This window comes from uncultured Lawsonella sp., assembly GCF_947252745.1.
Taxonomy (GTDB): domain Bacteria; phylum Actinomycetota; class Actinomycetes; order Mycobacteriales; family Mycobacteriaceae; genus Lawsonella.
In genome coordinates this window covers 269,531-290,429 of record NZ_CAMXWW010000001.1, presented here as the reverse complement: position 1 = coordinate 290,429, position 20,899 = coordinate 269,531, and the positions used below count along the sequence as shown (strand labels likewise).

Annotated in this window: 20 protein-coding genes, 1 tRNA gene and 1 pseudogene; 11 read left to right on the top strand and 11 right to left on the bottom strand. The window is 60.9% G+C overall.

All coding sequences use genetic code 11. From position 1 onward, the window contains the following. The first annotated feature begins 55 nt into the window (after positions 1 to 55). On the top strand, positions 56 to 1,846 hold the full coding sequence (locus tag Q0X28_RS01295) for a hypothetical protein (RefSeq protein WP_296238476.1): 1,791 nt from the start codon (positions 56 to 58) through the stop codon (positions 1,844 to 1,846). 87 nt (positions 1,847 to 1,933) lie between these two features. Here Q0X28_RS01295 and Q0X28_RS01290 read toward each other — a convergent pair whose 3' ends face one another. The 3 genes from Q0X28_RS01290 to Q0X28_RS01280 form a co-directional block, all read right to left on the bottom strand. Further along, entirely contained in the window at positions 1,934 to 3,253 is a 1,320-nt protein-coding gene (locus tag Q0X28_RS01290) for a DUF4185 domain-containing protein (RefSeq protein WP_296238478.1), read from the bottom strand. A 144-nt stretch (positions 3,254 to 3,397) separates the two neighbouring features. Further along, positions 3,398 to 3,474, bottom strand: a tRNA-Pro gene (locus tag Q0X28_RS01285). Between the two features lie 56 nt (positions 3,475 to 3,530). Further along, on the bottom strand, positions 3,531 to 4,436 hold the full coding sequence (locus Q0X28_RS01280) for a metallophosphoesterase (RefSeq protein ID WP_296238480.1): 906 nt from the start codon (positions 4,434 to 4,436) through the stop codon (positions 3,531 to 3,533). A 274-nt stretch (positions 4,437 to 4,710) separates the two neighbouring features. Here Q0X28_RS01280 and Q0X28_RS01275 point away from each other — a divergent pair. From Q0X28_RS01275 to Q0X28_RS01265, 3 genes and pseudogenes are all read left to right on the top strand, one after another. Further along, positions 4,711 to 5,010: pseudogene (locus tag Q0X28_RS01275) on the top strand (WhiB family transcriptional regulator); the annotation flags it as partial. A gap of 321 nt (positions 5,011 to 5,331) precedes the next feature. After that, positions 5,332 to 5,487, top strand: coding sequence for a hypothetical protein (locus Q0X28_RS01270; protein ID WP_296238481.1), 156 nt, complete (start codon positions 5,332 to 5,334; stop codon positions 5,485 to 5,487). After that, positions 5,488 to 5,946 carry a RidA family protein gene (locus Q0X28_RS01265; RefSeq protein WP_296238482.1) on the top strand — a complete coding sequence of 153 codons (459 nt, stop codon included), beginning with the start codon at positions 5,488 to 5,490 and terminating at the stop codon, positions 5,944 to 5,946. 122 nt (positions 5,947 to 6,068) lie between these two features. Here the strand turns inward: Q0X28_RS01265 and Q0X28_RS01260 are convergent, their stop codons facing one another. Together Q0X28_RS01260 and Q0X28_RS01255 are read right to left on the bottom strand one after the other, a co-directional pair. After that, entirely contained in the window at positions 6,069 to 6,704 is a 636-nt protein-coding gene (locus Q0X28_RS01260) for a Crp/Fnr family transcriptional regulator (protein ID WP_296238634.1), read from the bottom strand. Positions 6,705 to 6,905: 201 nt separating this feature from the next. Further along, complete coding sequence (locus Q0X28_RS01255) at positions 6,906 to 7,172, bottom strand: hypothetical protein (RefSeq protein ID WP_298575629.1); 267 nt, start codon at positions 7,170 to 7,172, stop codon at positions 6,906 to 6,908. 161 nt (positions 7,173 to 7,333) lie between these two features. Here Q0X28_RS01255 and nth point away from each other — a divergent pair, with 161 nt between their 5' ends. Further along, positions 7,334 to 8,029 carry an endonuclease III gene (gene nth / locus Q0X28_RS01250; protein WP_296238636.1) on the top strand — a complete coding sequence of 232 codons (696 nt, stop codon included), beginning with the start codon at positions 7,334 to 7,336 and terminating at the stop codon, positions 8,027 to 8,029. Positions 8,030 to 8,253: 224 nt separating this feature from the next. Continuing rightward, positions 8,254 to 9,489, top strand: a complete 1,236-nt coding sequence (locus tag Q0X28_RS01245) for a MarP family serine protease (RefSeq protein WP_298575626.1) — start codon at positions 8,254 to 8,256, stop codon at positions 9,487 to 9,489. On the opposite strand, the gene Q0X28_RS01240 is transcribed toward Q0X28_RS01245, so the two are convergent. The 3 genes from Q0X28_RS01240 to Q0X28_RS01230 form a co-directional block, all read right to left on the bottom strand. After that, entirely contained in the window at positions 9,486 to 10,487 is a 1,002-nt protein-coding gene (locus Q0X28_RS01240; RefSeq protein ID WP_298575623.1) for an alpha/beta fold hydrolase, read from the bottom strand. The genes Q0X28_RS01245 and Q0X28_RS01240 overlap by 4 nt on opposite strands. Before the next feature lie 57 nt (positions 10,488 to 10,544). Further along, on the bottom strand, positions 10,545 to 11,060 hold the full coding sequence (locus tag Q0X28_RS01235) for a phage holin family protein (protein ID WP_296238492.1): 516 nt from the start codon (positions 11,058 to 11,060) through the stop codon (positions 10,545 to 10,547). Positions 11,061 to 11,188: 128 nt separating this feature from the next. Beyond that, on the bottom strand, positions 11,189 to 12,097 hold the full coding sequence (locus Q0X28_RS01230) for a glycoside hydrolase family 25 protein (protein WP_320616634.1): 909 nt from the start codon (positions 12,095 to 12,097) through the stop codon (positions 11,189 to 11,191). 1,072 nt (positions 12,098 to 13,169) lie between these two features. Between Q0X28_RS01230 and Q0X28_RS01225 the strand changes: the two genes are divergently transcribed. The 5 genes from Q0X28_RS01225 to Q0X28_RS01205 all read left to right on the top strand — a co-directional run bounded on the left by Q0X28_RS01225 (position 13,170) and on the right by Q0X28_RS01205 (position 16,396). Then, complete coding sequence (locus tag Q0X28_RS01225; protein WP_296238495.1) at positions 13,170 to 14,114, top strand: CpaF family protein; 945 nt, start codon at positions 13,170 to 13,172, stop codon at positions 14,112 to 14,114. Beyond that, entirely contained in the window at positions 14,107 to 14,961 is an 855-nt protein-coding gene (locus Q0X28_RS01220; protein WP_298575618.1) for a hypothetical protein, read from the top strand. The genes Q0X28_RS01225 and Q0X28_RS01220 overlap by 8 nt, the downstream gene beginning before the upstream one ends. A gap of 239 nt (positions 14,962 to 15,200) precedes the next feature. After that, the gene (locus Q0X28_RS01215; protein ID WP_296238639.1) at positions 15,201 to 15,350 is read left to right on the top strand and encodes a DUF4244 domain-containing protein; all 150 of its coding nucleotides are present in this window, start codon (positions 15,201 to 15,203) and stop codon (positions 15,348 to 15,350) included. Between the two features lie 198 nt (positions 15,351 to 15,548). Beyond that, positions 15,549 to 15,944 carry a TadE family type IV pilus minor pilin gene (locus tag Q0X28_RS01210; RefSeq protein WP_296238499.1) on the top strand — a complete coding sequence of 132 codons (396 nt, stop codon included), beginning with the start codon at positions 15,549 to 15,551 and terminating at the stop codon, positions 15,942 to 15,944. Beyond that, positions 15,941 to 16,396 (top strand): hypothetical protein, encoded by a 456-nt coding sequence (locus tag Q0X28_RS01205; RefSeq protein WP_296238501.1) that lies wholly within the window; start codon positions 15,941 to 15,943, stop codon positions 16,394 to 16,396. The genes Q0X28_RS01210 and Q0X28_RS01205 overlap by 4 nt, the downstream gene beginning before the upstream one ends. 10 nt (positions 16,397 to 16,406) lie before the next feature. On the opposite strand, the gene Q0X28_RS01200 is transcribed toward Q0X28_RS01205, so the two are convergent. The 3 genes from Q0X28_RS01200 to Q0X28_RS01190 form a co-directional block, all read right to left on the bottom strand. After that, the gene (locus Q0X28_RS01200; RefSeq protein ID WP_298575614.1) at positions 16,407 to 18,962 is read right to left on the bottom strand and encodes a DEAD/DEAH box helicase; all 2,556 of its coding nucleotides are present in this window, start codon (positions 18,960 to 18,962) and stop codon (positions 16,407 to 16,409) included. A gap of 79 nt (positions 18,963 to 19,041) precedes the next feature. Then, positions 19,042 to 19,359: a rhodanese-like domain-containing protein gene (locus Q0X28_RS01195; protein ID WP_298575610.1), complete on the bottom strand. Its 318-nt coding sequence runs from the start codon at positions 19,357 to 19,359 to the stop codon at positions 19,042 to 19,044. A 108-nt stretch (positions 19,360 to 19,467) separates the two neighbouring features. Next, complete coding sequence (locus tag Q0X28_RS01190) at positions 19,468 to 20,892, bottom strand: dicarboxylate/amino acid:cation symporter (protein ID WP_298575607.1); 1,425 nt, start codon at positions 20,890 to 20,892, stop codon at positions 19,468 to 19,470. Positions 20,893 to 20,899: the final 7 nt, after the last annotated feature.

The window sequence follows — 20,899 nt, the reverse complement described above, 5'->3', positions numbered from 1 at the left end:
CTTTACGGTGCACTCTAAAGGTGATAACTCGGGGTCGATTGCTTAGGCTAGAGACATGAGTCGACGCCCCTCCCTGAAAAAGAGTTCCGCAGCTGGAACGACAAAAAAGGCTTTCGGTAGTAAATCTGCAGAGAGTTCTGCCGAAGGTTCATCGGCCGCCCTGCGGGGTCTGTCGGTCTTTGGCCGGCTCTTTGCCATGCTGGTGCCGTCGCTGATTATCGCGGCGATTGTGGCCGGGTTAGGTATCCACCTGTCGGATTCGTGGCAGGTGGGTGCCGCGTCGGGACAGTCCGCCAATGAGGAAGCCCGCCAGGAGTTGCTGGCGGGGGAGAAGGCGCAGTCTCATCTGTCGCGTGCCAACGATGCGATGTCGGCGGCGAATACTTCTGCGGGACTGTTGAAGAGTGGCGTGGACCAGCTGGATGACGGCGCCGGCAAGCTGAAGGACGGTTCTGCCCAGGCTCGTGCTGGTTCGGCTGAGTTGTCGAATGGTATGGATCAGGTGGCGGATGGTACCCGCCAGCTCGGTTCGGGCGCCAAGCAGGTGGCTGGGGGTGTGTCGGAGGCCGTCAATGGGGTGATTGCGTTGCGTCGTTACCAGGCGGCCGCGGCTGCCGTGGTGGATGCCACCATCCCTACGTTGGTGGGTAATGATCCCGATACGGTGCGTACCCGTACTGCTTTACAGGAGCTGTCGAAGACACTGCACGACTCGCGGCAGACGGACCAGGCTATTAAGGATCTGCATCGTCTGCAGAGTGGGGCTAATGAGATTTCTCGCCAGTTGAATCCGGGTGGGGCGTACTACAGCGGCGTGATGAAGGCACAGTCTGGGTCGAAGCAGTTGGCGTCGGGTCTGGTGCAGTTGGATAACGGGATGGGCGAATTGGTGTCCGGTGTGTCCAAGCTGCAGGGGGTGGCGACGACCAATGAGCGCAACACGAAGAAGGCCCATACGGCTATGTTGGAGCTGATGAAGCTGTCGAACGACCAGAAGGTTGCGCAGATGGCGGAGGAGCAGTTGGCGCTGCAGTCGCAGGGCGAGAAGCCGAGCCTGCCGTTGGGCCAGGCCTACTTGGTGTCAGCGTTGCTGGCGTTGGCGGCAGCGGTGGCCTGGTGGTCGCGACTGCGGTTGGGCCGGAAGGAAATTGCGGCGGTGTGGCTACTCATGACGGTCATTTCCGCGACGGCGATCCTCACGACTATGACGGGCCTAAATGCGATGGTCGGTACCTTTATGGTGTCGACGTTGGCGGTGGGCTCGGCGGCGTTGCTGTTGGGTTCGGGCGCCGTGGTGCTGTTGTTGGGCCGCAAGTGGGGTCTGCTTCTCAATATCTTCTTGGTGTTTGTTCAGGCGTCGGTGTCGGGCTTCGTGTGGTTGACGGAGTGGCCGTCGCGGATGAGTCGATTCTTCGACTCTCTCATGCCGGTGTCGTATATCACCTCCGCGTTGGCGGCGATTGGTAACGGTGGCGATCCCGCTATGGCTTGGTTGGCGAATGGTGCTTTGTTGGCGCTGACGACGATTGCGATCTTTGTCATCTTGACGGTGCTGCGGCGTCGTCCGGATGCCGGTATTCCGACGGATATCCACCCGGTGAAGGTGGGGCGGAAGGTTCCCGCGACAGTGACGGCACCGGCATCCGTGGTGCAGGATAGCTCCGCAGTGGAGACAGGCGTGTTTACCCGGGTGTCTCCGGCTACTCCGTTTGCGCCGATGGACACGGGGTCGTTGGCGGATCTTGAGGTGGCGACGACGATGCCGGAGGACGGCACGGAGGATCTTCCCACCCAGATCATTCATCTGGATGAGCAGTCGGAGCAGCCGCGTGACCAGCGGCGCTAGCTACTGTCTCGGAGTGTTGCGCCGGAGTGTTGCGCCGGCGCTATGTTCCGTATCGGTGTTGGCTGTTGTGCCGGAGTGCTGCGCCGGCTAGAAGCCGAGCGGCGTGTACATGGTTACCACGTTGTAGTCCTCCCAGATAGAGAGGAGGAAGAACAGGCTGGAGCCATGCCGGTTGGGGAGTAGCTGCGGAGCGTAAGCAGAGTACATGGAGGAGCCCGTGCTGTAGATTTCGCGGCCTGGGCTCCACAACACACCGTCCAGACTGGTGGAGAGAATGACGCCACCGTCTTGCATACGTAGCATGTTGAAGCGGCGGAACAGTGGATCCCACTGCACGCTCAGCTCACCATGGATGAGGGCCATCACGTTGAAAGCGCGCTGGGGTGCGTTCTTGGTCCAGCGTAGGCCGGTCCAGTATTCGCGGGCGGAGAGGTCGCCCACTTTGCTGAGGGGGACGCGGGCGACGGCCAAGCCACCAACTTCGCGGCCTTGCCGGCTGCCGAACTCGTAGAGGTAGTTGTCACGCTTCGCAAAGCTGACCTGCTGGAATTTGGCGTATGTGCCTTGCGGGCGGACGAGGATGGTCTGCCAGGTTTTGCCGTGATCGTAGGAGGCGGAGATGCCAGAGCGGGAGGTAAGCCATCTGCGGCTGTCACCGACGAGCCGGGAGACGGATTGCCAACCCACGTATTGCACGCCTTTGTAGCTGAAGGCGCCGGTGGGGATTTTGGAGCGTTCGAAGCCGTTGACGTGTGCGGATTGGATGGCTTCGCGGGCGTTGCCGTCCTTTCCTATTTCCCAGCGTTCCAGTTGTAGGCCGTCGGCGTAGGAGAGGTCGCGGGTGAAGGCGAGGGTGTTGGAGCGCATTCGGCGGTGACCGTAATAGTTCAGGCCGATGGTGTCGCCGAAGATGACAAAGCTGCCGCCTTTCCCGTCATCCCAGCTGACGGCGACGTCACCACCCCAAACGTCAGCTTTCCGGCAGGGGAGGCAGGAGACACCTAGGAGGGGGAAAACGCCCACTTTGAAGGTGCCCGCGTACAAGTAGGGCGGAACATTAACGAGACCGGTGCGGCCGTTGCGAAGCGGGACTGGGTCGGGGACGAGGGGGAGGGTGGGGACGGGGATGACGGGTGCTTGGTAGTTGGTGCGGAGGGCATCGGCGGTACGGGAGCGGCCTTCGGGGAGCCAGGAGGGGGCCTGAGTTACCTGGGGTTGGTCGCGTTGTGGGAGGGGGCCGCCGGTGACGGGGCGGGCTTGGCCGATGGGCATTGGCTGGCTGCGCAGAACTCGGTTGAGGTGGTTAGCGGCGGCGGGAGTAGTGGGGGAGAGGAGCGTGAGACCGAGTGCGGAGATGACGCCAAGGCTCAGGGCGGTTGTGCGCAGGAGTCGGTGGTGCAGCGTCATAAGTCGTCCTCTTCATTCAACTTCGGTGGACCTGTGACAAGTGTATGTACACATGATGGCATAGAAATGAATGCCTGGAAAATACTTTTTGGACAACGGGTCAACAAAGAAGGACCGCCCTCCTTGTGGAGAGCGGTCCTTGCCTGGTCGGGGTAGCGGGATTTGAACCCACGGCCTCTTCGTCCCGAACGAAGCGCGCTACCAAGCTGCGCCATACCCCGGTTGATGCTTCACTAACTTTAGTACACCAAACAGCAAATAACGAAAATCGTGGCGGCTACGGGTGTGTGGTCAACTCCAGCAGTGTGACCTCCGGCGGACAGAACAGGCGGAAGGGGGCATACGGGGAGGTTCCCAGGCCTGCCGAGACATTAAGCCAGAGGTGTGCGAAGCGGTGTAGTCCATGAGCACGTTTCCGGTCGATCCCACAATTGGTGACGATGGATTGTCCATTCGGAAGACACACCTGCCCGCCGTGGGTGTGTCCGGCCAGGGCAAGGTCATAACCGTCTTCGGAAAAACGGAGCAATACCCGCGGCTCCGGGGCATGAGTGAGGCCGATGGCCACGTCTGTACCGGGGAGGGGCTCGCCCGCAATAGTGTCGTAGCGGTCACGGTCGATGTGGGGGTCATCTACACCCGCCACCATAATGTTCACTCCGCGAATGTTGATGGCATGACGTTGGTGTGTGGCGTCTTTCCAGCCACGCTCTTGGAAAGCGGCTCGCATGCCCTGCCAGGGGAGCGAGGGCCGTTCGTGGAGGGTGGATTCTCCCCGCAGGTAGCTCAACGGGTTCTTGAAGTCGGGGGCAAAGTAGTCGTTGGAGCCGAAGACGAAAAATCCCGGCACGTCGAGTAGAGTTCCCAATGACTGGACGACGTAGGGTACTGCTTTGGGATGGGCCAAGTTGTCGCCAGTGTCGATGACGAGATCTGGGTGGATATCCCCTAGTAAACTCAGGAAATGTTGAAGTTCCTTATCCTCGGGGGTCATATGGAAATCGCTGAGGTGGAGGATACGGATGGGGTCGGAGCCAGCTGGCAACAGGGGCAGAGTTTCCTGCTTGACCATAAAGCGCGTCCGGCCCAACGTGGCTGAGTACGCAGCGGTCACCGCACTGGACACTGCACCTGCGGCGATACCGCTGGCTAGGGCATATAGGGAGGGGCGCTTAGGAGACATGCACCAAGGGTACCTGCTTTTGAATCGGTTTGTAACAAGGCAGTCTCATTGGAATGAATGAGACATAGATTATCCTTAAAAATTGCCATGAGAGTATTGCATCTCCTGTATGGGAACGTACGATCAGTGTTATCGCCTCATATCTCCCAGAGGGGACTTCTGGTGACCTGATCTCGACATGGAGGAGCGGCCGATGACGACGATCGATTCCCGTCGACAGTATATCGACGCCGATCAGCAACCCTCGTCTGCCTCTTCGACCTCTGCCGCTCAGATGCATAGCCCGGCAGAAAACCCCCCGTCAGTCTCCACCAAGCGCCAAGGAATCTACTCTTGGGAGCGCTCGGAATGGGTCGCATACGCCCTCTGCCGCGAAGATGGTGGAGATTCCCTTTTCGTTAAAGGTGCCGCCCAACGCGCCGCCGCCCTGCGTTGCCGTGATTGCCCTGTCCTCATCCAGTGTCGTGCCGATGCCCTCGATTCTCGCGTGGAATTTGGTGTTTGGGGCGGTATGACGGAACGCGAACGCCGTTCCATCCTCCGTCACTTCCCAGATGTACCCTCCTGGCGCGATCTTCTCGACCCACTCAGCCGCAACACCATCATTGCGGAGGGGGAAGGGGATCCGGAAGGTGCACTGGAAGCTCTCAAGACCCTCAACGTCAATACGGAGCGCCGCTTCAAGCGTCACAAGTCGTCCCAGATTCAGCAGTTCACTCGAGTCCTCACCGATATTGCCAACCGGCTGGACGCTGCCTCGGAGGATGACGATGACTCCGAGATCGAGACCCTGGAAGCTATCGAGACGCTTCGCAATTTCGGTGGCCGCGCCGAACCCGACTAACGGTGCTAGCAGACTCCCCATCTTTTGTGGAACAGTCGCTAGACTTGTGTCATGCGATTCGAATACGCCACTGTGCCTTTGCTTACCCACGTCACCAAGCAAATCCTCGATCAATGGGGTGCTGACGGTTGGGATCTCGTCACCGTGCTGCCCGGTCCTACGGGGGAACAGCACATCGCCTACATGAAGCGCCTACTGGAGGACTAAATGAACTGGGAACAACGCCTTAATGAGCTCCATATCGATCTTCCCCCGGTAGCGCCCCCTGTTGCCGCCTACGTACCTGCCAAGCGTGCCGGTAACTTCGTCTACACGTCTGGCCAGCTGGCCTTCGTGGATGGCAAACTGGGCGTCACCGGCAAAGTGGGCGACAAGGTTACCGCCGACCAAGCATACGCAGAAGCCCGGGTGGCAGTGCTAAATGCCATTGCGGCAGCTGCCTCCGTGTGTGGGCTGAACAACATCAAGTCCATCGTGAAAGTAGTTGGGTTTGTCAACTCAGCGGAAGGCTTCACTGGCCAAGCCGGCGTTATCAACGGTGCTTCCGAGATGCTGGGGGCAATCTTTGGCCAGGCAGGTCAGCATGCACGCTCCGCAGTGGGTGTCGCCGAATTGCCCCTCGATGCGGCAGTGGAAGTAGAACTCATCGTTGAGGTTAAGGACTAACACAATGCTGCGCTAGGCCGTGGCTCAGCTATCTCGTGGGCCACAAAGAGACAACGAGGCGCCCCTTCCGGTGATGGAAGGGGCGCCTCGTAAGCTCTCAGGTGGTGCCGTCGGCGGAGCGGTTAGCGGGCGCGGCGGGCCAGGTGCTCGCTTTCGCAGATCACTACGGCTTTGCCTTCCAGGCGGATCCATCCGCGGTGGGCGAACTCTGCCAGGGCTTTGTTCACGGTCTCCCGGGAAGCACCCACCAGCTGGGCGATCTCCTCCTGAGTGAGGTCATGGTTGACGCGGACGGTGTTGCCTTCCTGGCTACCAAAGCGCTGGGCCAGCTGCAGCAACGCCTTGGCGACGCGGCCTGGCACATCGGTGAAGATGAGGTCGGCCAGGCTGTTGTTGGTACGGCGCAGGCGGCGGGCGAGCACGCGGAGCAGCTGCTCGGCAATCTGGGGGCGGGCATCGAGCCAGCGGCGCAGCGCCTGCCTGTCCATGGTGTAGGTGCGAACGTCGGTGACGCAGATACCGGAGGAGGTACGCGGGCCCGGGTCGAAGATGGAGAGTTCACCGAACATGTCGGAGGGGCCCAGGATGGCGAGGAGGTTTTCACGGCCGTCGGGCGCAGTGCGGGACAGCTTCAGCTTGCCGTCCACGATGATGTAGAGCTTGTCGCCCGGTTCACCTTCGCGAATGATGGTGTCGCCCTTGCTGAAAGATTCGGGCACCAGGTCCTTCAACAGTGCAGAAACGGAAGCTGCATCCATGCCCTGGAAAATGCCGGCGCGCGCGAGAATATCCTCGTCCACGTGTCACCTCATCTCGAGTGGAACTAATACGAAAAGTGTAGCGCATCTCATAGTTTTTTCCTGAATATCGGGCGGTACTGAGGGGGTGTCTCTGCAGCCCGGCAACTACGCTTCGACAAGCATATATGCGGAAAATCTTAGGCTAGACGGGCGGGTGAGCTACTCCGCTGTCGTCGGTTCGTCGTCCTCCGGGGGATTCTCCGGCTCAGTCGTCGCTAACGGGGCACCATCTTCCACCGCAATGATGGCTGTCTCCGCAGTTGCTGGAGACCCCTGCGGGGAGGCGGGGATAATGGTGACGGCGGGAGTGGTCACAACTCCAGGCTCCGGAGGGCTGACGATGGCGCGCTCCACACGGTCCATAATGAGCGCGAAGGCACCTACCACAAACGGCATCAAAACGAGAGTTAGTGCATACAATCCCATGCTCTAAGTAAACACCATCCGGGCGGAAAAAGTATCCTGTGGTTATGGCTGCCCCACAATCCCTCACCCCTTCCCCGGCTGAGTCGCGTCCGCGAGGCCCCCGCCACCCGGCCGCAACCGGAGCAGAGTCCCGGCGTGGACTTGTCACCCGTGCCCGCCGTATGGCCCGTACGCTGGCCGTCGCTTATCCGGAGGCTTACTGCGAACTCACCTTCCACAGTCCCTTTCAGCTGGTGGTGGCAACGGTGCTGTCCGCCCAGTGCACGGACGTACGGGTGAACCAGGTTACTCCCGAACTATTTCGGCGTTTTCCCGATGCGCACGCTATGGCGGGAGCGTCCCTCGTCGAGATTGAGGAGATCATTCGTCCCACTGGCTTTTTCCGGGCTAAGGCGGCTAATATTCACGCTCTTTCTCTCCAGCTAGTGGAGCATTGGGACGGTGAAGTACCACCCCGTTTGGAGGATCTGGTGGTGCTGCCCGGTGTTGGACGGAAGACCGCCAATGTGGTGCTAGGCAACGCTTTCGACATCCCCGGCCTGACCATTGATACCCACTTCGGACGGCTTGCACGGCGCTGGAAATGGACCGAGAGCGAGGACCCGGTCCAGGTGGAGAAGGAAGTGGGGGAGATTATTCCGCGGCCAGAGTGGACGGTGCTGTCGCATCGCATCATTTTCCACGGGCGACGGGTCTGCCATTCGCGGCGGCCCGCCTGCGGTGCCTGTTTCCTGGCTGCAGACTGCCCGAGTTTTGGGCTTGGCCCCACCGACCCCGGCACGGCAGCAGATCTGGTGAAGGGTGAAAACCGTATGGAGTTGCTGCGCCTGGCGGGAATTGAAGAACACACACAGTAGCCAGGAGCAGGCCACAGTTGCCAGGAGCAGGCGCAGAAGTGGGCACCGGGCGAGCAGCTATCTTGGCAAGTGTCCAAACGTGACCTTGCTGGTTTCTCCGGTAGGATTTTGAGAGATAACAGCGGAGAGAGCAGTGTGGGCTGCTGCGTGGACGGGGCAGGAGTAGGCTGCTCAGCCACCATCCAGCGGGACCTAGCCCTGGCGCACGCACGAAGGAGGCAGAGGTGTCTGCACTGACATTCGACATCTTGGCTCTGCTTGCCTTCATTGTTTTCGGTGCCTACGGTTGGGTGACCGGATTCACCCCCAGCCTGTACGGATTTTTCGGCGCCGTCATCGGCATCATCATCGAGTACTTCACCCTCCCCTATATCCTTTCCGCCGCCACCAATGGGCAGCTGCGCTTCATCGTGGGCATCACCTATGGCTTCGTGCTGGTGTCTCTCTGTTCAGTGGGAGCAGAGATTGCGGGCCTCTACATTCGGGATCGGCTGGGGCTGCAAAAATCCCGCATTTCGCGCATGGCTGGCTCAGTGTTCAAGATTTTCCTAGCCGCCGTCCTCATCTGGGTGTTCTTCTCGCCCCTTTCGGTCCAGCCCAACACACATCTGGGCAAGGTGATGCGCGAATCCCGGGTGATGACCGTCATCGACACCTTCGCCCCCAACGCGGCGCAGAAAATTCCCGAGATGCTGGACGATTCGGCGCGCACCGCATCCCTCCAGCAGATGACCGACCGGTCCTCCCGGTTCGCCGGCTCTGGTATCCCAGACGAAAACATTGTGGAAACCCCCGCCATTGTGAAGGCCCGACGCAGCGTGGTGAAGATTGTAGGCGAGGCGACTGACTGTCATCGCAGGCTGGAAGGCACCGGTTTCATCTACTCTCCCGGCCTGGTGGTGACGAATGCCCATGTGGTGGCAGGCGCACGGATTATTCGCGTACACACGGTGAAGGGTGTGTTCCGGGCGCGCCCCATTGTTTTCAACGCTATGCGAGATGTAGCGGTGCTGTGGGTGCCGGACATCTCGTCCAACCGTCTCGTACTCCCGGCCCTTTTACCCGCTGACGAGGATACCGTTGAGGCCGGTCAGGCTGTGGTGGTTCCCGGCTTCCCCAATAATGGCCCTTACCGGGTGGCACCGGCCCGTCTCCTGGAACACTTCATCCTGCAAGGACCGGGCATCTATGGCACGACCATTGTGGAGCGGCAGGCGTATGCGCTGCTGGGCGGTTTGATGAGCGGTAACTCCGGGGGCCCCTTGTTGAACCTCAAAGGCCAGTACCTGGGCATTGTGTTCGGGGTAGCGACAGATAAGAACAATACCGCCTACGCACTGAGCTACCGAGAAGTGGAGCCGGTGCTGCGGAAGGCCATGACGACTCGTGAGAAGGTTTCCACGGGTCGGTGCGTGCCGTTGGAAACAGAGGTCACTCAGACGACGGTGAAGCAGGGCTAGCGCGGCGGAACCGCGGCTAGGCGGGGTTCTCCCAGGTAGTGCACGAGCAGGCTGGAGAAAAGCTGAGGCGCCTCAAGCTGGGGGAAGAAACCGCAGTGCGGCACCGTCACCACTTGCAAGCTTTCGGTGAAGCGGGTGCTGTCTTTGAGGGCGTCGAGGGAAACGACGGGGTCGTGTTCTCCGCGGAATGCGATGACGGGGAGGGTAAGGCGGCGCTTCATCTTTTGGCTGTAGCGGAAACCATCGGCGCGGAAGCGGGAGCGGCCCAGCCAACGTAGATATTCGTTAGCGCAGTAGCCCACGTTGGTGATGCGGAGGGCATCACCGAATACCTGCACGGCTTCTTTCCCATCGGTGGTTTTTGTCCAGCCGTCGTTGGCCCGATGCCCCAGGTAGTCCTCGATCCAGCCAGGTTGCTGTATCCGCCATTCGGGGAAGCGGGGAACTTGGGCGCTGAAGAAGGGGCCGACGGCGCGGTTACTGGTGAAGACCTTTTTGAGGAGGTCAACGCGCTGGACGAGGGGGTGCGGGGACCCTACCACGATGAGTTTGGTGACTCCTTTGCGGAACATGCGGGCCATGGTCCAGCCGACGGCGCCGCCGAGCCCGTGTCCGACGACAATGACGGTGCGGTGTCCTGTGGCGCGAACCAGGCCGGCCATGTCGTTGGCGGCGGTCACGAGGTCGTAGCCGCGTGGGGGTTTGTCGGAGTTTCCGTAGCCGCGAAGGTCGACAGCCACGGCGTGGAAACCGGCTGCGGCGATGGGCTGGAGTTGGTGGTGCCAGGTCCACCAGTGTTCGCCGTAGCCGTGGAGGAGGAGGACGAGGGGTGGGAGTTCACTTGGGGGGTGGTTGTGTTCCCAGTTGTCGGGGAGGACGTCGGCGACATGCAGGTGGATGCCGTTGGTGGAAATAAGGCGATGCCGCCACGGACCCGGGACGCATACACTGTCCGGCTCGGGCGGTGTAGTGGGGGTCGCGTTGCGGCTATCGGTCATGCCATTGAGAATAGCCCACCTGTGCGGTTTCTGCCGCGGTGTGGTGGTTGAGTGCTATTACTGCAGGTAGGTGTATCCGCTGGGGGCAGCCTTGGTGCTGCTGGGGACGACTTCCTTCAGCTTTTCAACAGACTCGATGGTCTTTTCAGGTTTCTCGATCTGCTTCATCTTCCAGATGCCGATGCCGACGAAGATACCGGCGAAGACCAGCAGCAGCAGGAAGACGATGAGGTAACCGCACCAATCCCAGGTCACGGTGCCGAGCCAGAGGGAGAAGAGTTTGGCCCACATCATGATGAAGGGGAAGAACGACATAAGGGCGAAGACAGCGGCGATGATGAAGAAGATACTGCCCATGGCGCCACGCTTCACCTGGAGGCCGATTTCAGCCTTGGCAAGCTCGATTTCTGAGCGAACGAGGGTAGAGACCTGTTCCGCGGCGGTCTTGGCAAGCTGGCCGATGCTGGCATCCTTGGGTTGCGGGATGGCGTCGTACATCGCGATGCCAGAGATCTGAGCGGAGGCGGCCGAATCTGCAGCCGAGTCTCCTCCGAAGCGGTCCTTGATGCTCACTGTTCCTCCAAAATTAAGAATGGGAAATGCCCGTAGCTTCTATGGTGCCACGAAATGTTGGTCTACACCTAGAGTCTCGGAAACAATGTTGTGTACATGGGGGCTGTTTTGGCCCGTATTTTACCCCGTTAGCCCAGTGTGGGAATTCCCTGTGGGAAAGCTTCTTGCAGCCGTTTTTCTATGTCGTGTTGGATCTGTTGTTGTACTTCGGGTGGGATGAGCTTGCGAATATCTGGGATGTCGTCCTGTTTGATAGTGGGGAGAGGAGGCAGATTGGTGGATCTGTCACCTATGCCGAGTTTCGGTTTCTTGAGTTTTCCGTGGTTGGTGAGGGCCAGGAGTTGTGCCTCTGTGCCGTTGAAGGTGTTGAGGTCAATGGGGGTGGCGACGCCGTCAACCCAGCCGCTGCCGGTGTATTGCCAGAAGGTCCAGTTGGTCCAGCCGCCGGGGAGGGGGAGGGTGGGACTGTTGCCACCGTTGTAGTCGGCGATCCAGAGGGGACGTTCGGAAAACTCTGTGGTGTTGGCCATTTGGTAGCGCCAGAAGCCGGGGGAGACGTAGATGATGGTTTGTCGCCCTGTGAGCGTGTCAAGGGTAGCGAGGAAAGTACGTACCCATGCTTGTAGGGCGACGGGGCCGAGCCCGCCGGTTTCTTCGAGGTCCAGGACGGGTGGGAGATCGAGGTCGGTGGTGTTAGTGGCGAGGACTGCCGCGTAATGCTGGGCTTGGAGAACAGCTGAGTATTGTGGCAGAGCGTAATGGTAAGTGCCGCGAATAAGTCCGGCCTCCCGCATGGAGTCGGAGTCTTCCCGGTAGTGCGGGTTGACGTAGCTGATGCCTTCGGTGGCTTTGACGATGGCGAAGTGGTGGCCGGCGGCTTTAACGCGGGCCCAGTTGATGGCCAGGGAACCGGGGTGTTGGTGGCTGGCGACGTCTGAACCTGCGAGAAGTGCGGTGGCAGGACCGGCGATGGCAAGGCTCACGGCGGTTGCTCCTGCGACGATCAGCATTTTGGTACGGCTTGACCGGTGACTCATGTGAATGATGTTACCAGTGTTATTAATGTGATCTGTAATGATGAGGGTGCGTTGCCGGAAAAAATTTCACTGAGATGACGTGGGGTTACGCCATCCAGGTAGCGATTTTTCACAACGCCTAACAGTGGGGCCGCGACGGAAGGTGGCGTGCCGGTCGGAGTGGAGTGTAGACGGTGTGAAGAGTGACGGAGGCATCAAAAAACCCGCCCCGAGCGCTCCGAGGCGGGTCTCTTTCACTGTAGATGTCAGTCATGGACTGAACTGAGGTTCAAAATGTGGAACAGCGGCGAACACTTCGTCCGCCGCCTCCGCACGGTAATCGAATGATCAGATCGTGCCATAGTGGAGTCGTTATTGAGATTCAGCCGGCACTCCCACAAAACTCTCCAGCTCCATGGGACCGGCAACCTCCCGCTCGTAGGTGCCCGTCGAGACAGGCGACACGTGGGTATCCGATTACCGTGCAGGAAACCGTGACAGGGGGTCGAACCTTCTTTTTCCGATTCGGCCTTTGCCGTCCTCGCTTTCCGTACTTTCATCATGCGCCGACCCCGGAAAAGCAGCTATTGGGGGGTACTACAAACCGGCCGGATGGAAACAAGACAAAAAAACAATGGACGTTTTCCCGCAAGCTAATTGGAAAGCGTCTAAAGGGTAAACACACAGGCCAAACTGGGTAAATGAAGAAAAAATCAGACATGTTTGGGCTGGAACTAGCTCGAAAAACGAATTGCTAAACGATAACGAAAAGGTCGAAGTTGCCACACTCTGTGATCCACAACACAATAAAAACGCTCAAAAAATGATGACAGAGTTCCATCTCCGCAACCCAGTACCTGTCTTTGACGTCAACTGAGAATGAGTGGACCCCAAACGCACCCATATAAGGCAGTTGGCTTGTTATCCACAACGCCCCGGTTATCCACACAAACCACCCGTCAGAGGTGAGAGGCCCCCATTAGAGTGAGCTCTCCGTGTCATCATGAGCGCAGCAACGGACCCGTCATCCACGTTGTGAAACATTCAGCAGACTCGTAGCAGCCACACGCAGCCGCACTCGGAAGGAGGACCAATGCCGCGCGCCGACCTCTGGGGGCCCCTCACTGGCCTCCTCACCGACCCCTCCATCGCTCCCACCCTCACCGACCTCATTGTTGGGCCACACGGAGCCGTCTGGGTCGACTGTGCTAACCACTCGGGAATGCACCGCTACCATCAGCTAGAACTCTGCGAAGATGACTGCCGCGCACTCGCCGTCCACCTCATCCGTGCCTCCAGCGGCCGCCTCGACGACGCCCACCCCTGGGCAGACGCAATCCTCCCCCTCGACGACGACACCCTCGTGCGAATCCACGCCATCCTCTCCCCACTCGCACACAACGGCACCACGTTGTCCCTCCGTATCCTCCGCAGCACCACACACAGCCTCGCAGAACTCGTCAGCAATGGCATGATGACCGAAGAACAGTGCACCAGCCTACTCCGCGACCTCCACAACCACCGCACCATTCTCATCTCCGGCGCCACCGGCGTCGGCAAAACCACCCTGCTCGGGGCTCTCGTCTCCGCCCTACCCACGCACGAACGCATCATTTGCGTCGAAGACACAGCCGAACTCAACCTCCCACACCCCCAACTCGTACAACTCGTCACCCGGCAGAACAACACTGAAGGAATCGGCGGAATCCCCATGTCCACTCTGGTTCGCCAAGCACTCCGCATGCGGCCAGACCGCATCATCGTCGGAGAAGTACGCGGTGACGAAGTCGTTGATCTCCTTACCGCTCTCAACACCGGCCACCACGGCAGCCTCGCCTCTCTCCACGCAAATAGCGCTGCCGAGGTGCCATCTCGACTACTCGCCCTCGCCCTCAATGCGGGAATGCCCGAAGCAGCCGCCCATGTCAGCATCACCTCCACCCTCGACGTCATCGTGCACCTTGCCCGCGACGCCTACACCGGACACCGCTACGTCAGCCAACTATGGCGCCGGGAAGAAGAGACCAACTATGGGTAAACTCGCCATCCCGCTCGCCTGCCTCATCTGGGGAATCTGTGGGTGGAAAGCCCACAGCTGGACAGTCGATCAAACCCTCCAACGCACCCGCTGGGAAGAACAGCTCACCACCCTCCATGAGGCACGTACTGCGCTCGCCGCCGGTGGCACCACCACCGCGCACGAGACACTCCGCACCATTCCGCCAGAATGCGTGCCGCACCTCCTCCTCTGCCTGCTCATCCGGCAGGGCACTCCACTGGACGGAACACTCGCCGCGGCGGAAGAGACCCTACGTACTTCACTTCATGCCGATTCCCAACGCCGCAACGCCCTAGCAGGGGTACGCGCCACCGTCCTCATCATGGTGGCGCTCCCTATATTCGGGATTCTGCTGGGCATAGTGCTGGGCGTCCACCCCCTGCGATTCTTCGCCCACGGCGGCGGCAGCCTCGCCTTGCTCGCCGGAGTAGGCCTGCAAACCGCAGGACTATGGTGGATCCGCGACATGGTTGACGGGCTGCCGTCGCCCCTCGACACATCCGTCTCCCAGCTCCCCCTACTCGCGGCCCTCCTGCGGGCCGGAATGCATGTAGACGACGCACGAGCGCAACTGCCGCCAACCCCCGCCTGCTGTGCCAACCTCCTACAGCTCTCAGCCCGGCAGGGCGCACCCATTGCCGACCAGCTCGAAGCACTCGCCCGAGATAGGCAACGCCAGGCCCTGGCCACCTGCGAAGAAGCGGCCCAGGAGATGGGAGTACTGCTCGCCCGTCCGCTGGGGGTCTGTTTCCTCCCCGCCTTCATGCTGTTGGGCGTACTGCCCACCGTCCTGGAACTAGGGGGTGCGTTTTTCCACATCGTCTAACCGCACCCACCGGTACGGCACCCACCCCTCGTTCATTCACTAACTCTAAGGAGTATTCAATGTCTCACCCTGCACGTAGCCCCTATTCCCACCACGATGGTGCCGAATCTGTGGCGGTCACCCACCCAGGTTCCAGCTGGCCCACACGTACCCGTCCCACCCTCGCCGAACGCTCACCCCTTATGCAACGCCTCCTCACCCGCGCAGATCTTCTCAACCGGCAGGCCGGGGCGCTCTGGATGGATGATGCCGGTATGAGCACGGTGGAATACGCCATCGGAACTATCGGCGCGGCCGCTTTTGGTGCGGTCCTCATCGCGGTGGTGAAGTCTGACGGTGTGCAGCAGGCACTGCTGGACATCATCCAGCAGGCGCTCACCATCCGATGAGGATAGGCGGTGACCACCACAGCACCGCAGGCCACAGCGCCACACAAAACAACTGCTCCCCCGGCACCCCATGAGACGAGTGCTCCCAGCGCTCTACAGGAAAACCCCGTTTATCCACAATGCCGCCAAAAGTGGGTAACCGGGGTTTTCTCTGCGGTACCGGCATCACCCGCACAGAGCGAAGGGCACACTAGCGGCATGGTTCCCTTCCGCATTCTGTCGACCCGCACCACTCAAGCCCCTTCGGTTGCTTCGCACTCCTTACGCAGATGGCCATCTGATGCGGGAATGGTGACGGTGGAAGCGGCCCTCGCCCTGGTGGCCATAATGGTGGTGGTTGTGGTTAGCCTCGCCGGCATAGGGGCGGGCCTCACCCAATTGCGGCTATCGGATGCCGCCCAAACGGTGGCCCGCAGCGTTTCTCGTGGCCAGACACCGCCCAGTGCGGCCGCGTTACATATTCCCGCGGAAGCGCAGGTGCGCGTAGCCACGCGGGCTGGATCCGCACAGGTGACGGTGGAAGCGCCGGCGGGGATGCTGCCGCTCACTCTGCACGCTGAAGCCACAATGCCGTTAGAGCAGGTGACGGAATGATGACGACTGCCACTCCACTGCAGCACCGCCCTGCTACCCGTTTTCCGCGCTCACAAGCACAGCTGCTCGCGGATGAGTGTGGGGTAGCTACAGTCTGGGCTGCCTGCGCATGTGCAGCCATCATCACGCTGGTGTGCCTGCTACTGGTGGGAATTTCCGCAGTTCAGGCGCGCCATGAGACTGCCGGGTGGGCGGATGGGGCGGCACTTGCGGCAGCTGCCCAGGTGCGAGAGGGGGAACCGGCTGCCTGCCAGGCCGCAGCCACTTATCTTGCTCGTGCGGGTGGGGCGCAGACGGCAACTGTGGAGCAGTGTGGAGTGTTCACACATCCAGATACCCAGATGCCTGCGGTCCGGGTGATCCTCCGCCGCGCTTTCGGCCGCTTCACTATTGTGGGGCGAGCCTGCGCCGGGCCGCTGCCCCCCGGCGGCACTTCAACAGCAGGATCGTAGAAACAGCTTCCTAGAACGGAGGCAGACCATGGGAGCGAGACGCCAGGAGATAGCCGTCATCTGCCGTGACCACTCGGCCAAGTGCGTCGAGCAGCCGCACTGCTCCGGCTTTAGACAGTGGCCTATTGCCGTTTCCGCACTTCGGAGACTGAATACAACTGGGGCATCCATCCTCGCAGTCACAAGCCTCGATAGCGTCTCGGGTAGTGCCCAGCCAGGTGGTGAATTCCCGGTATCCACGGAGTGCATAACCGGCCCCGCCTTGGTAGCCGTCGTAGACAAATACTGTTGACTCACCAGTATCGTCGTGCAGCGGCGTGGACAGACCGCCGATGTCCGCCCGGTCGCATCCCGCCAACAAGGGGAGCATCCCAATGGCGGCATGCTCAGCAGCATGGAGGGCACCCGGCACATCCACATCGTCAATCCCAAAGTGGGCAAAGAAATGCGGGTTGACATGGTAGTACACGGCCTGGGTGTCAAGCTCGGTGGGCGGCATCTCCAACTCCACCACATCAATAATCTCTCCGGTGGTGGCCTTACGCTCGTATTCTTTCACCTGGCGTACCACCGTCACATCGGCAATCCCCACAGTGACGGCGGTCGCACCCGAACCGAAGCGGCGCTCTTCAAGAACGCGCTCCACATGGACCTCGGTGTCGGCCTGTGAGTAGGTTGTCCACGGGGGGACGGCGGCGGTCACACAGGCGAAGCCGTTCTCCAGGTCCAAGTCGGTGACTAGATAGCTGTCCCCCTGATGGAGGTAGATAGCGCCGGGGTGCAGTTGGGCGAAGGCGCGGGGTGCATCGGCGGTGCCCAATAGTTGCCCATCGTCTATGCACACAATGGAGAATTCGTCGGCGGCACCACCGCGTAGCGATACCTGCTGCCAGGAGGAATCGTAGCGGCCAGCCGGATACCAGGCGCCGCTAGCCCCACTGCTGCGACCTGTCCCGTTGGTACCGGCTGGTTCCTTGTGAGCCCCTGCGACGCCAGCCTGTCGCACGCTGGGGATGGTGCGGTGTCTCACCATCCCGTGGTCTTGCATCTCGTATAGCAGGGCATCCACATCCACCCCATCACGTGCAGACCAGGCGGCTACTTCGCCGTCACTCAAGGGTATTTCGGCTGTCGCACACCAGAGTTGTGGAACCAGCAGATTGGGGTTCGCCGGGTTGGTGATGGTTGCCTCTACCGGCTTATCCAACAGGGTCTCCGGGTGGTGGATGAGGTAACTATCGAGCGGATCCGAGCGGGCGATAAGCACCACTAGCGACCCCTGGTTGCGCCGCCCCGCCCGGCCAGATTGCTGCCAAAAGCTGGCCACCGTGCCGGGGAACCCAGCGATTACCACCGCATCCAACCCCGCGATGTCCACGCCCAGCTCGAGGGCGTTGGTGGTGGCGGCGCCCAGCAATGTGCCATCGTTGAGTTCGCGTTCCAGCCGACGTCGATCCTCTGCCAGGTAGCCTGCCCGGTAGGCGCCAATCTGTTCCGCCAACGCCGTCGCTCGGTCGAGTGGCAGTTCCCCGCGTTCTCCCTGGCTGATAAGGGCGTGCTGGGTGTCCAGCGCCGTATTCTCTGCGCCTCGCCGGCTGCGAACGAAGGCGAGGGTACGGGCGCCTTCCGTCACCAGGTCGGCCATGATGCTCGCGGCTTCCTTGGTGGCGGCCCGCCGGACTTGCGCCCCGTTTTCTCCCTCCAGACCAGGGATGACGGGGGGGTCCCACAGGGCGAAGGTGCGCTCGCCTTGCGGTGAGCCATCCTCGGTGATGGCGGTGACGGGCATGCCGATGAGTTTGCTGGCGGCCTCGGCGGGGTGGGAGGTAGTGGCGGAGGCGAGGATGACGGTGGGGGTGGAGCCGTAGTGGCGGGCGAGCCGGAGGAGGCGCCGCATTTCGATGGCGACATTACTGCCGAAGGCGCCCCGGTAGGCGTGGCATTCATCGATGATGAGGTATTTAAGGGTGCGGAGGAGGCGCAGCCAGCTGCCGTGTTTGCCGAGTATGGACAGGTGCAGCATGTCAGGGTTGGTAAGGATGAAGCGGCTGCGGTCGCGAATCCAGCTGCGATCCTCGGTGGGTGTGTCCCCGTCATATTGGGCGGGGTAGGCAGCCTGGAGGAGGCGGCGTTGGGTGGCGTCTTCTGCCTTGCTGGTGGCCCCGTTGAGAAGTTCAGTGAAGGAGCGCAGCTGGTCTGCACCCAGGGCCTTGGTGGGGGAGAGGTAGAGGGCGGAGGCGGTGGGGTCTTCGGCCAGCATGGTGAGGACGGGGAGTTGGTAGCCGAGGGTTTTGCCGGAGGCGGTGCCGGTGGCGACGACGACGTGGGTTCCCTCCCAGGCGAGGTTCGCGGTGGCGGCCTGGTGGGTGTAGAGCTCGCCGATTCCCTGGTCGGTGAGCCAGTGGTGGGCGGCGGGGAGGATCCAGCGGGGCCAGGGGGCATACTGGGGGTCGCGGCCGGAGAGATCCCGTACGTGGGTGATAGGGCTGCGGGCGGGATCGGTGGTGCGGAGGAGGTGGGTGAGCAGACTGCGCCCATAGGTTTGGGGCGGTGGTGCAGTCGTCATGGGTCCATAGTAAAGAAACCGTGTGACATGGGGGAGGCGTGTGGCTGTTGTCAGCTTCGGTTGGGAGAACGGTGGGATTTTAGCTGACGGGGATGTTATTGAGCCCGGCGTTGGTGTAGGGCTCGTTCAGCCAGTGGATGTCGAGGTCGCTGCGGGCTTCGTTGAGATAGTCGCAGACTTTGCCGGCGCGTCCGCCGAGGCGGCAGTGGACCCACACTTCGCCGGCGGGGATGTCGTTGACGCGGCGCGGAATGTCTCCCATGGGGATATTGGTAGCGGCGAGGAGGTGGCTTTCAGTCCATTCTTCGGGTTCGCGAACGTCGAGGATGAGGGGTGGGGTGGTGCCGTCATCGAGACGTGCTTTGAGCTCTTGGAAGGTATTGACGGTGAGGGACATTGTCGTCTCATTTCTGTGGGATGGTCGGCAGCCAGAGAAGTGGCTCGCACCAGGCGGGCCACAACCTCGCTCCTCAAGTATAGCGATTACCCCTAGGGGTATGAAGGGTTATTGCATTGACTCCTGAGGCGAATCGGACGGAGCTACCTGCCGCACCTTTGTGCTCTTCCGCAGGTTCCTGCTTGTCCGCACCTTCTTCCGGCCAGACGTCGCCGGTGCAGAATCAACGCCCGCTGCTGCCACGTCAGACTCCGCCAATGCGGCTGCATCGGCGGCGGTCTGCGCATTCGCCATTTCTTCCGCAACGTTTGGCTGCGCCAACTGCTTGCGGCTCATCCGCTCCAGAATCGTGGCAAGCGCGCCGTCACCAGTCACGTTGGTCGCCGTTCCGAACGAGTCCTGTGCCAGATAAAGCGCAATCATGAGGGCAATCATGGTGGGGTTGAAGCCGAGGATAGACTGCAGCGCGCCCACCGCCGTCATCACCGCACCACCCGGAACACCAGGTGCGGCCACCATCATCACGCCCAATACCAGGATGAGCGGAATCATGGAACTAAAGCTGGGAGTGCGCCCGTGAGTCATGGTGACTACCGCAGAAGAACAGCACGTGATGGTGATCATGGAACCAGCCAAGTGGATGTTGGCGTTGAGGGGGATCGCAAAGTCTGCGATGCGCGGGTTCACCTCAGCTTCCTTCGCAGAGCGCAGCGTCACCGGAATAGTCGCCGCCGAAGACTGTGTGCCCAAGGCAGTGACGTAGGCGGGCATCATGTGGCCGAGTATCGAAAAGGGGTTTTTCCGGCTGGTTGCGCCCGCCAAACAGTACACCAGCGTCAGGAACACCCAGTGCAGGATGATAACCATGAGGAAGACCTTGCCGAACACCTTGAGAATGTGCTGAACCTGCCCCGCATAGGTCATGTTCGCGAACACCGAAAGGATGTAGATCGGCAGCAGCGGGATGATGATGTAGCTGAGGAACTTTTCGACGATGGAACGGAAGTCCTCGGCCAGGTCATACATGCGGGTGGAGGAAAGACCCGCCATGCCAAGGCCCAGCAGGAAGGCGAAGATAAGGGCGGTGGTGACGGGCATAAGCGGCGGCAACGTAAATGGCAACGATTCCACACCATTAGCGTCAACCGTCACCCCATAGGCCTTCACCAGGGATGCGGACGGGTCCGAAATAGCCGTCACCGTCGCCCCCTTGAGCATGTGCGGGTAGAGCGCCAACGTCACCAGCAGCGCCATCGTGCCGGCAAGAATAGTCGACGTGTAGGCCAGGGCTACCGCCTTGCCCAACAGTTTGCCGGCCCCGCGCCCAATAGAGCCAATACCAGGGGCAATAAAGCCAAGGATAATGAGGGGGATGGCGAAGCCCAGCAGTTGGCTGAAGACCATGCCGAAGGTCGCAAAAACGCGAACAGGTACATCGGTACCAGCACGCTGGCTTGCCCACCCCACCAGGATGCCCAGGAGGATAGCGACAAGGATCCATACCAGCAACGGAATCTTCCGGAGTATACGCATGGTACAC

What these genes read in the sequence shown, in the direction of transcription:
- Q0X28_RS01290 (WP_296238478.1), bottom strand. Translation starts at nt 3,253, where the DNA reads ATGACGCTGCACCACCGACTCCTGCGCACAACCGCCCTGAGCCTTGGC.
- Q0X28_RS01280 (WP_296238480.1), bottom strand. Translation starts at nt 4,436, where the DNA reads ATGTCTCCTAAGCGCCCCTCCCTATATGCCCTAGCCAGCGGTATCGCC.
- Q0X28_RS01210 (WP_296238499.1), top strand. Translation starts at nt 15,549, where the DNA reads ATGGTTCCCTTCCGCATTCTGTCGACCCGCACCACTCAAGCCCCTTCG.
- Q0X28_RS01230 (WP_320616634.1), bottom strand. Translation starts at nt 12,097, where the DNA reads ATGAGTCACCGGTCAAGCCGTACCAAAATGCTGATCGTCGCAGGAGCA.
- Q0X28_RS01240 (WP_298575623.1), bottom strand. Translation starts at nt 10,487, where the DNA reads ATGACCGATAGCCGCAACGCGACCCCCACTACACCGCCCGAGCCGGAC.
- Q0X28_RS01255 (WP_298575629.1), bottom strand. Translation starts at nt 7,172, where the DNA reads ATGGGATTGTATGCACTAACTCTCGTTTTGATGCCGTTTGTGGTAGGT.
- Q0X28_RS01265 (WP_296238482.1), top strand. Translation starts at nt 5,488, where the DNA reads ATGAACTGGGAACAACGCCTTAATGAGCTCCATATCGATCTTCCCCCG.
- Q0X28_RS01225 (WP_296238495.1), top strand. Translation starts at nt 13,170, where the DNA reads ATGCCGCGCGCCGACCTCTGGGGGCCCCTCACTGGCCTCCTCACCGAC.
- Q0X28_RS01200 (WP_298575614.1), bottom strand. Translation starts at nt 18,962, where the DNA reads ATGACGACTGCACCACCGCCCCAAACCTATGGGCGCAGTCTGCTCACC.
- Q0X28_RS01215 (WP_296238639.1), top strand. Translation starts at nt 15,201, where the DNA reads ATGGATGATGCCGGTATGAGCACGGTGGAATACGCCATCGGAACTATC.
- Q0X28_RS01270 (WP_296238481.1), top strand. Translation starts at nt 5,332, where the DNA reads ATGCGATTCGAATACGCCACTGTGCCTTTGCTTACCCACGTCACCAAG.
- Q0X28_RS01295 (WP_296238476.1), top strand. Translation starts at nt 56, where the DNA reads ATGAGTCGACGCCCCTCCCTGAAAAAGAGTTCCGCAGCTGGAACGACA.
- nth (WP_296238636.1), top strand. Translation starts at nt 7,334, where the DNA reads ATGGCCCGTACGCTGGCCGTCGCTTATCCGGAGGCTTACTGCGAACTC.
- Q0X28_RS01190 (WP_298575607.1), bottom strand. Translation starts at nt 20,892, where the DNA reads ATGCGTATACTCCGGAAGATTCCGTTGCTGGTATGGATCCTTGTCGCT.
- Q0X28_RS01260 (WP_296238634.1), bottom strand. Translation starts at nt 6,704, where the DNA reads ATGGATGCAGCTTCCGTTTCTGCACTGTTGAAGGACCTGGTGCCCGAA.
- Q0X28_RS01220 (WP_298575618.1), top strand. Translation starts at nt 14,107, where the DNA reads ATGGGTAAACTCGCCATCCCGCTCGCCTGCCTCATCTGGGGAATCTGT.
- Q0X28_RS01195 (WP_298575610.1), bottom strand. Translation starts at nt 19,359, where the DNA reads ATGTCCCTCACCGTCAATACCTTCCAAGAGCTCAAAGCACGTCTCGAT.
- Q0X28_RS01205 (WP_296238501.1), top strand. Translation starts at nt 15,941, where the DNA reads ATGATGACGACTGCCACTCCACTGCAGCACCGCCCTGCTACCCGTTTT.